Here is a 15,130-nt window from a genome sequence, read left to right as displayed (position 1 = left end):
CCGCATGGCCATAAAAGGGTTGCCGATTATAACGAGCCAGGAGCGGAAAATTTAACCGCACAGGCTCTGGCGCGGGCTTTTCGTGCTGATTCTGCGGCCTTGTGCGTTCGCACCGTGAAACATTTGTCATGGGGCGGTGCGGCAGGCCGCTCCTACACTGCAAGTCACCTCCATGGCCAAGGACACCTCCCATGTCGGCAGCATCCACCACCAGCATTCTCGATACGCTTGAAGGCCAGCGCCTGCAAGGCAGCGACGCCGAGGACTGGCGCCAGTGGGGGCCATACCTGAGTGAGCGGCAGTGGGGCACGGTGCGCGAGGACTACAGCGCCGATGGCGATGCCTGGAACTATTTCCCCCATGAGCACGCCCGCAGCCGCGCCTACCGCTGGGGCGAGGACGGGCTGGCGGGGTTCTCCGACAAGGCCCAGCACTGGTGCCTGGGGCTGGCGTTGTGGAACGAGCACGACAGCATTCTCAAGGAGCGCCTGTTCGGTCTGAACAATGCCGAAGGCAACCATGGCGAGGACGTCAAGGAGCTGTATTTCTATCTCGACGGCGTGCCCAGCCATGCCTACATGCGCATGCTCTACAAGTACCCCCAGGCGGTCTTTCCCTATGCCGACCTGGTGGCGGAAAACGCCCGGCGCGGCCTGAATGATGCCGAGTACGAGATCCTCGATACCGGGGTTTTCGAGGACAACCGTTACTTCGATGTGACGGTGGAGTACGCCAAGCACACGGCCGATGACATTTTCATGCACGTCACCGTGCACAACCGTTTCCACCAGCCGGCGCGGTTGCGGGTGCTGCCCCAGGTCTGGGCGCGCAACACCTGGAGTTGGGGTGGCGACGAACCGATACCCAGCCTGCGTCTGGAGGGTGACAGGGTGCTGGCGCGGCGCGGGCAACTGCCCGAGCGGCAGATCACCGCCTGGGGGGCCGAGCCTTGCCAGTGGCTGTTCTGCAACAACGACAGCAACTTTCCCAAGCTGGACGGGCTGGCGGCGCCGGGGCCGTTCAAGGACGGCATCAACGACTACCTGGTGGATGGGCAAGCCAGTGCGGTGGTCTTCGATGGCGGCACCCGGGTGGCGGCGCATTTCGTCCTGGAACTGGCCGGTGGCGAGAGCAAGCGGCTGTTCCTGCGCTTTGCCCCGGCCGGCAGCGAACCGGTCAGCGCCCGTCACCTGTTCGAGCAGCGGCGGCGTGAGGCCGATGAGTTCTACGCGGCGTTGCAGCAGGGCATCGAAAGCGCGGATGCGCGCAATGTGCAGCGTCAGGCCCTGGCCGGGTTGCTGTGGTCCAAGCAGCTGTATTACTTCGACGTCAAGCAATGGCTTGATGGCGATCCCGGGCAGCCGGCGCCGCCGATGGCGCGCGAGCATTTGCGCAATACCCATTGGCGCCATCTGTCCAACTGCGACATCGTTGCCATGCCCGATACCTGGGAATACCCCTGGTACGCCTCCTGGGATCTGGGGTTCCAGGCGGTGGCCTTTGCCCTGATCGACCCAGGCTTTGCCAAGCAGCAACTGCTGTTGCTGGTGAAGGATCGGTTCATGCCCCCCACCGGCCAACTGCCGGCCTACGAGTGGCGCTTCGATGATGCCACCCCGCCGGTGCACGCCTGGGCCTGCTGGCGGGGCTATCAGCGGGAAAAGGCCCTGACCGGCGTGGGCGACCTGGACTTTCTCGAACGCATCTTCCACAAGTTGCTGCTGAATTTTTCCTGGTGGGTCAACCGCAAGGATGCCGAGGGCCGCAACCTGTTCCAGGGCGGTTTTCTCGGCCTGGACAATATTGCTCTGTTCGACCGTTCTGCACCCTTGCCCGATGGCTTCGCCCTGGATCAGGCCGATGGCACGGCCTGGGTCGCGGCCTATGCCCTGGACCTGATGCGCATTGCCCTGGAGTTGGCCAAGCGCAACGGCGTGTACGTGGACATCGCGGTGAAATTCTTCGAGCACTTCCTCTATATCGCCGGGGCCATCAACCGGGTAGATGAAAGTGCCGAGGGGCTGTGGGACGAGCAGGACCGGTTTTTCTACGACGTGTTGCACCGCCCCGACGGGCAGAACGAACCCCTGCGCCTGCGTTCCATCGTCGGCCTGATGCCGCTGTTCGCGGTGCAGGTGCTGGAGCAGCACGAGCATGAAAACCTGCCGGGGTTGGCTCAGCGCCTGTTGGGCTTCTTGCATCATCGTCCGGACCTGGCGAGCCTGGTGTCGCGCTGGTACGAGCCGGGCCAGGGCAACCGCATGCTCCTGGCACTGTTGCGCGGCGAGCGTACCAAGGACCTGCTCAAGCGCATGCTCGATGAAAGCGAGTTCCTTTCGGACTTCGGCATCCGCTCCCTGTCCAAGGCCTTCGAGCAACCGTTCGCCCTGCAAGTGGACGGCAAGCAGCTGTGCGCCCGCTATGTACCGGCGGAGTCCGATTCACGGCTGTACGGCGGCAACTCCAACTGGCGCGGGCCGCTGTGGATGCCAATCAACTACCTGCTGATCGAATCCCTGCGGGAGTTTCATCGTTATTACGACGTCAATTTCTCGGTGGAGTACCCGCGGGGCTCCGGGTATCTGGCGTCCCTGGAGGAAGTGGCCGACGGCTTGAGCCAGCGCCTGACGCGACTGTTTCTGCTGGACGAGGAAGGACGCAGGCCGTCCATGAGTGGCTACCCGCAGTTGCAGGTGGAGGCCGAGGACCGCTCTCTGGTGCTGTTCCATGAGTACTTCCATGGTGAAACCGGGCGCGGGCTGGGGGCCAGTCACCAGACCGGCTGGACGGCGTTGGTGGCGTTGTTGCTGCAGCCGGGAAAATGAAACCGCCCGGTGTCGAGCCGGGCGGTGACGGCGCCGTGTATTGACCGTGGATCAACCCACCAGGGCGATGTCCTGAGGCTTGGCCCAGGCTTCGATCAGGCGCTCTGGCGTGCAGCAGGTCTTGCGCTTGTAGACGAAGTTGCTGCACTTCTCGGCGAAGCCCTTGCGGTTTTGCACCATGTCCATGTGCATCTCTTCCAGCTCGGCGTTGCGGCAGTGCTGCATCAGTTGCGGGTCGGCATCCAGCTTGCGCTGGCGCAGGTGCTGGTAGCGCGGGTCGGTAAGGACGCCGTTGGCCCGTTGTAGCAGCCACAGGCCGAACTCGTCCGGGCAGCGCGGGCCGATCTCTTGCACCATGCCCATCTGCAGGGCCTGGAGGGCGCTGATGGGCAGGCAGGCTTCGGTCAGTTGCTTGGCCATGGCCTGGCCGACGGCACGGGGCAGGCTGTAGGTCCAGTACTCGGAGCCGTACAGGCCCATGCTCTTGTAGTGCGGGTTGTACACGGTATCGGCGCGGGCCAGGACCACGTCCGCGGCCAGGGCCAGCATCAGGCCGCCGGCGCCGGCATTGCCGGTCAGGCCGCTGACCACCAGTTGGCGGGCGCTGAGCAGTTCCAGGCAGACGTCGTCGATCGCCTGGATGTTGGCCCAGGCTTCCAGGCCCGGCTCCGGGGCGGCCTGGATCACGTTCAGGTGCACGCCGTTGCTGAAGGCGCCGCGGCCGCCGCGTACCAGCAGCACCTGGGTGTCCCGGGCCTTGGCCCAGCGCAGGGCGCTGACCAGGCGCTGGCACTGTTCGGTGCTCATGGCGCCGTTGTAGAACTCGAAGGTCAGCTCACCGACTCGGCCGGACTCGCGGTAGCGGATCGGCTGGTAGGACTCGGTGCTGAACGGGCTGCTGGATATCGACCAGTCCAGCACCGGTACCTCGGCCAGGCGTTCGCCGAGTACGTGGCGGGCGGGGCGCTTGAAGGTTTCTTCGCCGGGCTGAGGCTTGAGGCGCAGAGAGCCGATCCACAGGCTGTGATCGCCGCAGGCTACCAGCACCGCATCGTCATGCACCGCTAGCAGTTGCCCAGGCATGCCGGTACGCGAGTCCAGGTGCGCGTCGTACACGTAGTACTGACCGCCGGCGAGGCTGGCCAATACGCCGGGCTGGCCGTCGGCGGCGTCGATGCTGCGCTTGATGAATTGCGCGCTGTCGTGCCAGCTGAAGGTGCGGTCGCACTGCTTCATGTTCGGCTGCAGGCGGCCAAGCACTGCGGGGTTGTCGTAGTTCAGGGGCACGGGGGTAAAGCCGTTGCGGAATTTCTCCACCACATCGCGGATGCAACGGATGGCGGCGTCGCTGACCAGGCCGTTGTACAGCTCGGATTTGCGCAGGCCGGCGGGCAGGTTGAATTCATGGGTCGACCAGATCGGCCCGGCGTCCATTTCTTCCACCGCCTGCAACGCGGTGACGCCCCAGCGCTTGAGTTCCTTGCTGATGGCCCAGTCCAGGGCGCTGGCGCCGCGGTCGCCGACGATCCCCGGATGAATGATCACCACCGGGCGCTTGGTGTTGCTCCACAGCCGTTGCGGCACCCGGTCCTTGAGGAACGGGCAGATCACCAGGTCGGCCCGGGCTTCTTCGATCTGCCGGCAGACGTCTTCTTCACCGGTGAACAGCACCACGCTGGGGCGATGCCCGGCCTGGCGCAGGTCGAGCCAGGCGCGTTGGGTCAGGCCGTTGAAGGCGGTGGACAGCAGGATGATCTTCAGTGATCGCATAAGCAGACTCTTCCGTGAGTGATAGCACAGTGGCAAAGGGCTCCGGCTGTGCCGTCCCTGGCCGCGATGGAGGCGCAAGAGTAGAGGGGCGTTGCGATGGGATAACTGACCGAGATCAATCAAGCGTGTGGCCTGCGGGGTGAGCCGCCCAGTAGTATTGATCCAGGGCAAACAGGCGAGTTAGAGGCGTTGCGTGGCCCAGAAACGACGAATCCCGCCACAGGGGCGGGATTCGCGGGCAGCCAGGTCTGATGCGGTCTTAGGCTGGGAACAGCTCGCTCAGTTTCATGGCCAGCATCATGTCGCCTTCGGCGCGCAGTTTGCCGCCCATGAAGGCTTGCATGCCGTCGGTTTCGCCGCTGACGATGCCGTCCAGGGTTTCACCGTCCATTACCAGAGTGACTTGCGCGTCAGGGTTTTCGCCTTCCTTGAGTTCACAGGTGCTGTCCTTGACGACCAGCGAGAAATGCTTGGATTCATCGATGCGGAAACCGAAAACCAGGTCCAGGCCGGCAGCGGCAGCTGGGTTGAACTTGGCTTGCATGGCTTGTACGGCGTCAGCTACGGAGGTCATGGTTCGATCCTTTTATGGGTGGTTACAGCAAGGGTCACAGTAAGCCGGGCTCAGCGGAAAGTGATGAGCTCCGGAGCCTTCAACAGTTGCAGATGGGTATGACCGTTGAAGGAAGCCAAAGACACCTCGCGCCCGCGGAACTTCAGCTGGTTGAGCGAGGTGTTGACGATTTGCCAATTCAGTTCGAACGCCTGCTGGGCAGGTATCCGGGTGATCAGGTGGAGCAGGGCGGTAATGGTGCCGCCGGAAGTGAACACGGCGATCTTGTGCTGGTTGTCCGCTGCTTCGAGAATCCGCTGCAGACCGCCCTGGACCCGCTCGACGAAGCCCAGCCAGCTTTCCAGCCCGGGAGGATCGTAAGTGCCGGCCAGCCAGCGCTGGATGATCAGGGCGAAGATGCGTTGGAACTCGGCGCGGTTCTGCGCGGCATTGCGCAGGATATTCAGCGCTTCGGGTTCCTGGGGCAGCAGGTTCGGTAGCAGGGCGCGGATAATGGCGTCGGCGTCGAACTCGTTGAAGGCGGCATCGATTTCCAGAGACGGCAGGTCAACACCGGCGGCGCTCATCTGTTCCATGGCGGTGCGCGCAGTGTGCTGCTGGCGCCGCAGGTCGCCGGACAGGCAGCGATCGAAGCTGATGCCCAACGCAGCCAGATGCTCGCCGAGCACCGCAGCCTGGCGCACGCCGGTGGCGGACAACACGTCGTAGTCGTCTGCACCGAATGAGGCTTGGCCATGTCGAATCAAATAGATGCTGCCCACGTCCGTGTCGTCCCGGTACGTTGAAAGTTTTGCGAGGTTATGAGGATGCCGGTGAGCTGTCAATGAAAAAACATACGCTTGTTTGAAATGCTTGTTGGAGCCTCGTAACACGAGGTTTCGCGACTGGTGGCCGGCAGGTCGCGCCGGTATGCTTGAGCCCATTGCGCTGCGGGTTGGCAGCGGTTCATGTTTGAGGAGTCCCTGTGGAGTTTTTCACCGAATACGCCAGTTTCCTGGCCAAGACCGTGACCCTGGTGGTTGCCATTCTGGTGGTGCTGGTCACTGCCGTTGCCCTGCGTGGCAAGGGGCGCCGCAAGGGCGCCGGGCAGTTGCAGGTCAGCAAGCTGAATGATTTCTACAAGGACCTGCGCGAGCGTCTGGAGCAGAGCCTGTTGGACAAGGATCAGCTCAAGGCCCTGCGCAAGGCCCAGAGCAAGACCGAAAAGAGCCAGAAAAAGCAGAAGAAACAACCGGCCGAAGCCAAGTCCCGGGTGTTCGTGCTGGACTTCAATGGCGATATCAAGGCTTCGGCTACCGAAGGCCTGCGCCACGAGATCACCGCCTTGCTGAGCCTGGCCACGCCCAAGGATGAAGTGGTGCTGCGCCTGGAAAGTGGTGGTGGCATGGTGCACAGCTATGGCCTGGCTTCGTCGCAACTGGCACGTATTCGCCAGGCCGGGGTGCCGCTGACGGTGTGTATCGACAAGGTGGCGGCCAGTGGCGGCTACATGATGGCGTGCATCGGCGAGAAGATCATCAGCGCGCCGTTCGCCATCCTCGGTTCCATCGGCGTGGTGGCTCAGTTGCCCAACGTCAATCGTCTGCTGAAGAAGCACGACATCGATTTTGAAGTGCTCACCGCCGGCGAGTACAAGCGCACCCTGACGGTGTTTGGCGAGAACACCGAGAAGGGCCGGGAGAAGTTCCAGGAAGATCTGGACGTGACCCATCAACTGTTCAAGAACTTCGTGTCCCGCTATCGCCCGCAACTGGCCATTGATGAAGTGGCCACCGGTGAAGTCTGGCTGGGCGTGGCAGCCCAGGAAAAGCTGCTGGTGGACGAGTTGCAGACCAGTGATGAGTACCTGGCGGATAAAGCCAAGAATGCCGAGGTGTTCCACCTGCACTATGCCGAGCGCAAGAGTCTGCAGGAGCGTGTAGGCCTGGCGGCCAGCGGTTCCATCGACCGCGTGCTGCTGACCTGGTGGAGCCGCCTGACTCAGCAGCGCTTCTGGTAACCCCCGCGTTGCAGGCGCCGGCTCCTACAGGTGGTGGGAGAGGCGGATACAAAAAAGCCCTGAAGCGGTTTCCCGGTTCAGGGCTTTTTGTTGGCGCCAGGCTTTAGCGGCGACGGAACAGCGGCAGCGGTTCGTCGGTGGCGGCCTGGTAGGTCACCGAGAAGTCCTTGAGGCTTTCCAGGGCCTCGTAAGGGTCCTTGTCGGCCCGCAGCGCGTAGGCGTCGAAGCCGCAGCGGTGCAGGTAGAACAGTTGGTCGCGCAATACGTCGCCAATGGCCCGCAGCTCGCCTTTGTAGCCATAACGGTCACGCAGCAGGCGGGCGTTGGAGTAGTTGCGGCCATCGGTGAAGGCCGGGAAGTTCAGGGCGATGACCTGGAAATGCTCGACGTCGCCACCGATTTCCTCGGCTTCTTCGTCTGCATCCAGCCATACGCCCAGACCGCCGTCGCGAGCCTTGAGGGCGTGGGCGTGGTCGCGCCACAGGGCCAGCGGCACGATCAGGTCATCGCAGTTGGAGATGCCGTCCAGGGTCGCGTCCTTGGGCAGCAGGTGCCAAGTCTCGTCGATGACTTCGTTGTTCTTAATGATTCGCTGCATAGACGCGCTCCTTGAAGAGGTCGATGCCAATACGTTGATAGGTGTCGATGAAGCGCTCGTCTTCGGTACGTTGTTCCACGTACACGTCGATCAGCTTCGAGATCACGTCGGGCATGTCGTCCTGGGCGAAGGACGGGCCGAGGATCTTGCCCAGGCTGGCGTCGCGGCTGGCGCTGCCCCCCAGGGACACCTGGTAGAACTCCTCGCCTTTCTTGTCCACCCCGAGGATGCCGATGTGGCCGACGTGGTGGTGACCACAGGCGTTCATGCAACCGGAGATGTTCAGGTCCAGCTCGCCGATGTCGAACAGGTAGTCCAGGTCGTCGAAACGGCGCTGGATGGATTCGGCGATCGGGATCGACTTGGCGTTGGCCAGGGAGCAGAAGTCACCACCCGGGCAGCAGATGATGTCGGTCAACAGGCCGATGTTCGGCGTGGCGAAACCGTTTTCACGCAGCTCGCCCCACAGGGTGAACAGCTGGCTCTGCTCGACGTCGGCGAGAATCACGTTCTGTTCATGGGAGGTGCGCAACTGGCCGAAGCTGTAACGGTCGGCCAGATCGGCGATGGCGTCGAACTGCTTGTCGGTGACATCCCCCGGCGCTACGCCGGTAGGTTTGAGCGACAGGGTCACGGCAACGTAGCCCGGCTTCTTGTGGGCCAGGGTGTTGCGCGCGCGCCAGCGGGCAAAGCCCGGGTGCTCCTTGTCCAGGGCCGCCAGTTCGGCGTCCTGGTTGCTCAGGGCCTTGTAGTCCGGATCGATGAAGTGCTTGGCCACACGATGGACTTCGGCTTCGGTGAGGGTGGTCTGGCCGCCACGCAGGTGGACCATTTCCGCCTCGACTTTCTCGGCGAATACTTCAGGGGTCAGGGCCTTGACCAGGATCTTGATTCGCGCCTTGTACTTGTTATCGCGACGGCCATAGCGGTTGTAGACCCGCAGGATGGCGTCGAGGTAGCTCAGCAGGTCCTGCCACGGCAGGAACTCGTTGATGAAGGCGCCAACCACCGGGGTGCGGCCCAGGCCACCACCCACCAGGACCCGGAAGCCCAGCTCGCCGGCGGCGTTGTACACCGGCTCCAGGCCGATATCGTGGACTTCGATGGCCGCGCGGTCGGAAGTCGAGCCGTTGATGGCGATCTTGAACTTGCGCGGCAGGTAGGCGAATTCGGGGTGGAAGGTGGTCCACTGACGGACGATCTCGCACCAGGGGCGCGGATCGATCAGCTCATCGGCGGCAACACCGGCGAACTGGTCGGTGGTGACGTTGCGCAGGCAGTTGCCGCTGGTCTGGATGGCATGCATTTGCACGGTGGCCAGCTCGGCGAGGATGTCCGGCACGTCTTCCAGGGCCGGCCAGTTGAACTGCACGTTCTGCCGGGTGCTGATGTGCGCGTAGCCCTTGTCGTAGTCGCGGGCGATCTTGGCCATCATCCGCGCTTGGCGCGAGGTCAGTTGGCCGTAGGGCACGGCGACTCGCAGCATCGGGGCAAAACGTTGGATATAGAGGCCATTCTGCAGACGCAGGGGGCGGAATTCTTCTTCGCTCAGCTCGCCTGCCAGATAGCGTCGGGTCTGATCACGGAACTGCTTGACGCGGTCCTCGATGATCCGCTGATCGTACTCGTCGTATACGTACATATAGGTCCAGTTCTCAGGCTACAGGTGGCACACCAGCGCACACGCTCAACGCCACCCATGTAAGCAAATCTGCGCGCACGGCCGCGCACTCCCTTCGGAGCCGGCGAACGATACCAGTTTGTGGTTATGCGCAAAAGTGATGTTTGAGTATATGAAAAGAACCAAAACGACTAACGGTAGGGAGGATGCAGTAACCCCATTTGTGGTAGGGGCAATCCTGAGCTTAACTGTGGACGTGTCTTTGAGCAGTCACCGACAAAATCTACTAGAGGCGATGCTATGAGCCATCCAACCAAAACAAGGAAAAGTGACAGTAGTGTTGATGCTTGGGCCATTCTCTTTCTGATCATACTGGTCGTGGGTACGGCCGTGTTTTGGGTCAGTCACCAGTAGTCGAGTCCGAACCAGGAGCCCGAATTGTCGGACAATCATGACAATTTGCCGCCGTTGGCCAGTACTTTGCCAGTTATACTGCCTGGGATAATTCTGGGGCTCTTCTCGTAATGTTCAAGGTTCTGTTCAAGTGCTTGCTGTTTCTGAGTCTGCCGTTCTGGGCGGTGGCTCAGGCGACATCCGTGGTGTTTCTCAATCCTGGCAATTCAACCGAAACCTTCTGGGTCAGCTATTCGCAATTCATGCAGGCCGCCGCCCGGGACCTGGGCATGGACCTGCAGATTCTCTATGGCGAACGCAATCCCCAGAACTCTCTCGATCAGGCCCGCGAGCTGTTTCAGCGGGCGCAAAAGCCCGATTACCTGATGCTGGTCAACGAGCAGTATGTCGCGCCGCAGATCCTGCGCATGTCTCAGGGCACCGGGGTCAAGCTGTTTATCGTCAACAGTCCGCTGACCGAAGATCAGCGGGCCTTGATCAACCAGAGTCGCAGCAGTTATTCCGATTGGATCGGCAGCATGGTGGGCAACGACGAAGAGGCCGGCTATCGGATGCTCAACGAGCTGCTGCTCAAGCACGGCCCTGTGCCTGAGGGGCAGAGCATCGACTTGCTGGCGTTCTCCGGGGTGAAAGTCACGCCGGCGGCGCAGTTGCGCGAACAAGGGCTGCGTCGGGCCCTGGAGGAGCATCCTCAGGTGCGCCTGCGGCAAATGGTGTATGGCGAGTGGAACCGGCAGCGGGCGCACGAACAGGCGCGTCAACTGCTGCAGCGCTATCCGCAGACGCAACTGGTCTGGTCGGCCAACGATGAGATGGCTCTGGGGGCCATGCAGGCTGCCCGGGAGTTGGGCCGCAAGCCAGGGGGCGACCTGCTGTTCAGCGGGCTAAATAGTTCACCCGAAGCCTTGCGGGCATTGATCGACGGGCAGCTGTCGGTACTCATGGCCGGGCATTTCACCATCGGTGGCTGGGCTCTGGTGGCCCTGCATGACGATGCGCTGGGGCTCGATCCCCGGCGTCTGGGAGGGCCCGACTGGCAATTGCCGCTGTTCCAGTCATTGACCCGTGCTCAAGCCCAGCAGCTCTTGCGCCTTGGCGATCAGGCCGGGGCCCGTGTCGACTTTCACGGGTTGTCCGCCCAAGGCAAACCAGACGGCTATCGCTATCCCTTCGGTTTGCAGCTGTTGCTGCGCTGACCGGGTTTCATACCCCAGCCAGATGCATCGCCAGATTGGCGATGCCCAACAGCACCAGGACGAACAGGGCAGTGAAGACAATGCCCAGCACGATGAAGTGACTGGGCTTGCCGTGGCTGAAGTCGCGGGCGCGGTTTTTCCCGCTTTGCACGCCAAAGGCCGCGGCCAGCACGCTTTGCAGCATCTGCAGGAAGGTTGGGGGCTGGTGGTCGTTGCTTGGATCGTCCATAAATCCCTCGACACGGTGGGGTGTCAACAGAGCATAGACAATGCCGTCGGTGATGGCGGGCGTGTGTGGGAACTGGCTCGTAGGAGCTGGCTTGCCAGCGAAGACGCCTCAACCACGCCTTCGCCGACAATCCGGCCCTACCGCATCTGGGTCAGTTGTCGTAGCCCAGGTTCGGCGCCAGCCAGCGTTCGCTGACCGCCAGGTCCTGGCCCTTGCGCTCGGTGTAGCTCTGCACCTGATCCTTGTCGACCTTGCCCACGGCAAAATACTGCGCCTGCGGGTGGGCGAAGTACCAGCCGCTGACCGCCGCCGCCGGGAACATGGCGAAGTGCTCGGTCAGGAACACGCCGCTGCGGCCGGCGCGGCCTTCGCTGGCCTCGGGGTCGAGCAGGGCAAACAGCGTGCTCTTCTCGGTGTGATCCGGGCAGGCCGGGTAGCCCGGGGCAGGGCGGATGCCGCTGTACTGCTCCTTGATCAGCGCCTCGTTGTCCAGTTGCTCGTCCTTGGCGTAGCCCCAGTAATCCTTGCGCACCTGCTGGTGCAGCCATTCGGCGCAGGCCTCGGCCAGGCGGTCGGCCAGGGCCTTGACCATGATCGAGTTGTAGTCGTCGCCGGCGTCCTGATAGGCCTTGGCCACTTCCTCGGCGCCGATCCCGGCGGTGGTGATGAAGCCGCCCACGTAATCGGTGATGCCGCTGTCCTTGGGCGCGACGAAGTCGGCCAGGGAGAAGTTCGGCTTGCCGTCGGTCTTGATGATCTGCTGGCGCAGGTGATGCAGGCGGGCCAGGGGCTGGCCGTCGTCGCCGTAGACTTCCAGGTCGTCGTCCTGCACCTGGTTGGCCGGCCAGAAGCCGAACACCGCCCGGGCACTGATCAGCTTCTCGTTGATCAGCTTGTCGAGCATCTCCCGGGCGTCCTTGTACAGCGCGGTGGCGGCTTCACCCACCACTTCGTCTTCAAGGATGCGCGGGAACTTGCCGGCCAGGTCCCAGGAGATGAAGAACGGCGTCCAGTCGATGTATTCGGCCAGTACCTTGAGGTCGATGTTGTCCAGCACCCGGGCGCCGGTGAAGGTCGGCTTGACCGGCTGGTAGCCGGCCCAGTCGAACTGCGGCTTCTTGGCGATGGCCGCGGCGTAGCTCAGGCGCTCGGTACGGGCGCTGCGGTTGGCGGTGCGCTCGCGCACTTCGACGTATTCCTCGCGGGTCTTCTGCACGAAGCCGGCCTTGAGCTCCTTGGACAGCAACTGGGTGGCCACGCCCACCGCGCGGGAGGCGTCGGTGACGTAGACCACCGCGTCATTGCTGTACTTGGGCTCGATCTTCACCGCGGTGTGGGCCTTGGAGGTGGTGGCGCCACCGATCATCAGCGGCAGGTGGAAATCCTGGCGCTGCATCTCGCGGGCGACGTGGACCATCTCGTCCAGGGACGGAGTGATCAGCCCGGACAGACCGATGATGTCGCACTGCTGTTCCTTGGCCACCTGGAGGATCTTCTCCGCCGGCACCATCACCCCGAGGTCGACGATGTCGTAGCCGTTACAGCCCAGGACCACGCCGACGATGTTCTTGCCAATGTCGTGCACGTCGCCCTTGACCGTGGCCATGAGGATCTTGCCCTTGGCTTCCGGCTTGTCGCCTTTTTCCAGCTCGATGAACGGGATCAGGTGGGCCACTGCCTGCTTCATCACCCGGGCGGATTTCACCACCTGGGGCAGGAACATCTTGCCGGCGCCGAACAGGTCGCCGACCACGTTCATGCCGGACATCAGCGGGCCCTCGATGACTTCGATCGGGCGGCTGAAGCTTTGGCGCGACTCCTCGGTGTCTTCGACGATGTGGGTGGTGATGCCCTTGACCAGGGCGTGTTCCAGGCGCTTGTTGACGTCCCAACTGCGCCATTCCTCGGTTTCCGCTTCCTTGACGCTGCCGTCGCCCTTGAACTGGTCGGCGATGGCCAGCAGCGCGTCGGTGCCGTTTGGCGTGCGGTTGAGCACCACGTCTTCCACGGCGTCACGCAACTGCTGCGGGATCTGGTCGTAGATCTCCAGCTGGCCGGCGTTGACGATGCCCATGGTCAGGCCGTTGCGGATCGCATACAGCAGGAACACCGAGTGGATCGCCTCGCGCACCGGGTTGTTGCCACGGAACGAGAACGACACGTTGGACACGCCGCCGGAGCTCAGGGCATAGGGCAGCTCGTCGCGGATGTAGGCGCAGGCGTTGATGAAGTCCACCGCGTAGTTGTTGTGTTCCTCGATGCCGGTGGCCACGGCGAAGATGTTTGGGTCGAAGATGATGTCTTCCGGCGGGAAGCCCACTTCATTGACCAGGATGTCGTAGGAGCGCTTGCAGATTTCCTTCTTGCGCGCCTCGGTGTCGGCCTGGCCGACTTCGTCGAAGGCCATCACCACCACGGCGGCGCCGTAGCGCTTGCACAGCTTGGCGTGGTGAATGAACTGCTCCACGCCTTCCTTCATGCTGATGGAGTTGACGATGCCCTTGCCCTGGATGCACTTGAGGCCGGCTTCGATCACTTCCCACTTGGAGGAGTCGATCATGATCGGTACGCGGGAGATGTCCGGCTCGCCGGCGATCAGATTGAGGAAGGTGACCATGGCCTTCTTCGAATCCAGCATCCCCTCATCCATGTTGATGTCGATCACCTGGGCGCCGGCTTCCACCTGCTGCAGGGCCACTTCCAGGGCTTCGGTGTAGTTGTCCTCGCGGATCAGCCGGGCGAATTTCGCCGAGCCGGTGATGTTGGTGCGTTCACCGACGTTCACGAACAGCGAGTTGCGATCGATGGTGAAGGGCTCCAGGCCCGACAGACGGCAAGCCTTGGGAATGTCCGGGATCTGCCGCGGGGCGTAGCCGGCCACGGCTTTGGCGATGGCGCCGATGTGCCCCGGGGTGGTGCCGCAGCAGCCACCGACGATATTGAGGAAACCGCTCTGGGCGAACTCTTCGATGACCTTGGCGGTTTGCTCCGGCAGTTCGTCGTATTCGCCGAATTCGTTGGGCAGGCCGGCGTTGGGGTGCGCCGAGACATGGGTGCTGGCCTTGTTCGACAGTTCTTCCAGGTACGGGCGCAGCTCGCTGGCGCCCAGGGCGCAGTTCAGGCCCACCGAAATCGGCTTGGCGTGGGCCACGGAGTTCCAGAAGGCTTCGGTGGTCTGGCCCGACAGGGTCCGGCCGGAGGCATCGGTGATGGTCCCGGAGATCATGATCGGCAGCTCCAAGCCCAACTCCTCGAACACGCCCTGCACGGCGAAGATCGCCGCCTTGGCGTTCAAGGTGTCGAAGATGGTCTCGATCAGGATCAGGTCGGCACCGCCTTCGATCAGGCCCTTGGTGGCCTCGGTGTAGTTTTCCACCAGTTCATCGAAGGTGACGTTGCGGTAGCCGGGGTTGTTGACGTCCGGCGACAGTGAGCAGGTGCGGCTGGTCGGGCCCAGGACGCCGGCGACGAAGCGCGGCTTGTCCGGAGTCTCGAGGGTTTTCGCATCCGCCACCTTGCGCGCCAGGCGGGCGCCTTCTACGTTCAGTTCGTAGACCAGTTGCTCCATGCCGTAGTCGGCCTGGGACACTTGGGTGGCGTTGAAGGTGTTGGTTTCGAGAATGTCGGCACCGGCATCCAGGTAAGCTTTTTCGATGGCGCCGATCACGTCGGGGCGGGTCAGCACCAGCAAGTCGTTGTTGCCCTTGACGTCGCTGGGCCAGTCGGCGAAGCGCTTGCCGCGGTAGTCCTGCTCCTCGAGCTTGTAGCTCTGGATCATGGTGCCCATGCCGCCATCAAGAATCAGAATGCGCTCTTTGAGGGCTTGCTGGAGAGCGTGGAGGCGAGCACTGCGATCAGACATGAGAACTACCTGGTAGGGCCATTACGAAGGGCGAGGATCATA

10 protein-coding genes are annotated in these 15,130 nt (G+C 62.8%); 3 read left to right on the top strand and 7 right to left on the bottom strand.

Annotated elements, in window-relative coordinates; genetic code table 11:
• Positions 1 to 191: 191 nt before the first annotated feature.
• Positions 192 to 2,825 (top strand): glucosidase, encoded by a 2,634-nt coding sequence (locus DNK59_RS10775; protein WP_110723180.1) that lies wholly within the window; start codon positions 192 to 194, stop codon positions 2,823 to 2,825.
• Between the two features lie 51 nt (positions 2,826 to 2,876).
• Here DNK59_RS10775 and DNK59_RS10770 read toward each other — a convergent pair whose 3' ends face one another.
• From DNK59_RS10770 to DNK59_RS10760, 3 genes are all read right to left on the bottom strand, one after another.
• Positions 2,877 to 4,595 carry a hydrogenase maturation protein gene (locus DNK59_RS10770; protein ID WP_110723179.1) on the bottom strand — a complete coding sequence of 573 codons (1,719 nt, stop codon included), beginning with the start codon at positions 4,593 to 4,595 and terminating at the stop codon, positions 2,877 to 2,879.
• A 259-nt stretch (positions 4,596 to 4,854) separates the two neighbouring features.
• Positions 4,855 to 5,169, bottom strand: coding sequence for an SCP2 sterol-binding domain-containing protein (locus DNK59_RS10765; RefSeq protein WP_092313656.1), 315 nt, complete (start codon positions 5,167 to 5,169; stop codon positions 4,855 to 4,857).
• A 50-nt stretch (positions 5,170 to 5,219) separates the two neighbouring features.
• Positions 5,220 to 5,930: a histidine phosphatase family protein gene (locus DNK59_RS10760; RefSeq protein WP_092313659.1), complete on the bottom strand. Its 711-nt coding sequence runs from the start codon at positions 5,928 to 5,930 to the stop codon at positions 5,220 to 5,222.
• A gap of 203 nt (positions 5,931 to 6,133) precedes the next feature.
• On the opposite strand from DNK59_RS10760, the gene sohB reads away from it, so the two are divergent.
• Positions 6,134 to 7,168, top strand: a complete 1,035-nt coding sequence (sohB, locus tag DNK59_RS10755) for a protease SohB (RefSeq protein ID WP_110723178.1) — start codon at positions 6,134 to 6,136, stop codon at positions 7,166 to 7,168.
• A gap of 103 nt (positions 7,169 to 7,271) precedes the next feature.
• On the opposite strand, the gene DNK59_RS10750 is transcribed toward sohB, so the two are convergent.
• Both DNK59_RS10750 and DNK59_RS10745 read right to left on the bottom strand, forming a co-directional pair.
• Positions 7,272 to 7,766, bottom strand: coding sequence for a DUF934 domain-containing protein (locus tag DNK59_RS10750; protein WP_092313665.1), 495 nt, complete (start codon positions 7,764 to 7,766; stop codon positions 7,272 to 7,274).
• Positions 7,750 to 9,408: a nitrite/sulfite reductase gene (locus DNK59_RS10745; RefSeq protein WP_110723177.1), complete on the bottom strand. Its 1,659-nt coding sequence runs from the start codon at positions 9,406 to 9,408 to the stop codon at positions 7,750 to 7,752. The genes DNK59_RS10750 and DNK59_RS10745 overlap by 17 nt, the downstream gene beginning before the upstream one ends.
• Before the next feature lie 503 nt (positions 9,409 to 9,911).
• Here DNK59_RS10745 and DNK59_RS10740 point away from each other — a divergent pair.
• Positions 9,912 to 10,997, top strand: a complete 1,086-nt coding sequence (locus DNK59_RS10740) for an ABC transporter substrate-binding protein (protein WP_110723176.1) — start codon at positions 9,912 to 9,914, stop codon at positions 10,995 to 10,997.
• A gap of 7 nt (positions 10,998 to 11,004) precedes the next feature.
• Here DNK59_RS10740 and DNK59_RS10735 read toward each other — a convergent pair whose 3' ends face one another.
• Both DNK59_RS10735 and metH read right to left on the bottom strand, forming a co-directional pair.
• Positions 11,005 to 11,226 carry a DUF2970 domain-containing protein gene (locus DNK59_RS10735; RefSeq protein ID WP_060844002.1) on the bottom strand — a complete coding sequence of 74 codons (222 nt, stop codon included), beginning with the start codon at positions 11,224 to 11,226 and terminating at the stop codon, positions 11,005 to 11,007.
• Positions 11,227 to 11,377: 151 nt separating this feature from the next.
• A complete protein-coding gene (metH, locus tag DNK59_RS10730; RefSeq protein WP_110723175.1) occupies positions 11,378 to 15,088 on the bottom strand; it encodes a methionine synthase in 3,711 nt (1,236 codons plus the stop codon).
• Between the last annotated feature and the right edge of the window lie 42 nt (positions 15,089 to 15,130).

Origin of the sequence: Pseudomonas sp. TKO26 (assembly GCF_003225665.1) — a bacterium.
Taxonomy (GTDB): domain Bacteria; phylum Pseudomonadota; class Gammaproteobacteria; order Pseudomonadales; family Pseudomonadaceae; genus Aquipseudomonas; species Aquipseudomonas saponiphila.
Note: the sequence above shows the minus strand (reverse complement) of the source record. Positions and strands in the feature narration are given on the sequence as shown.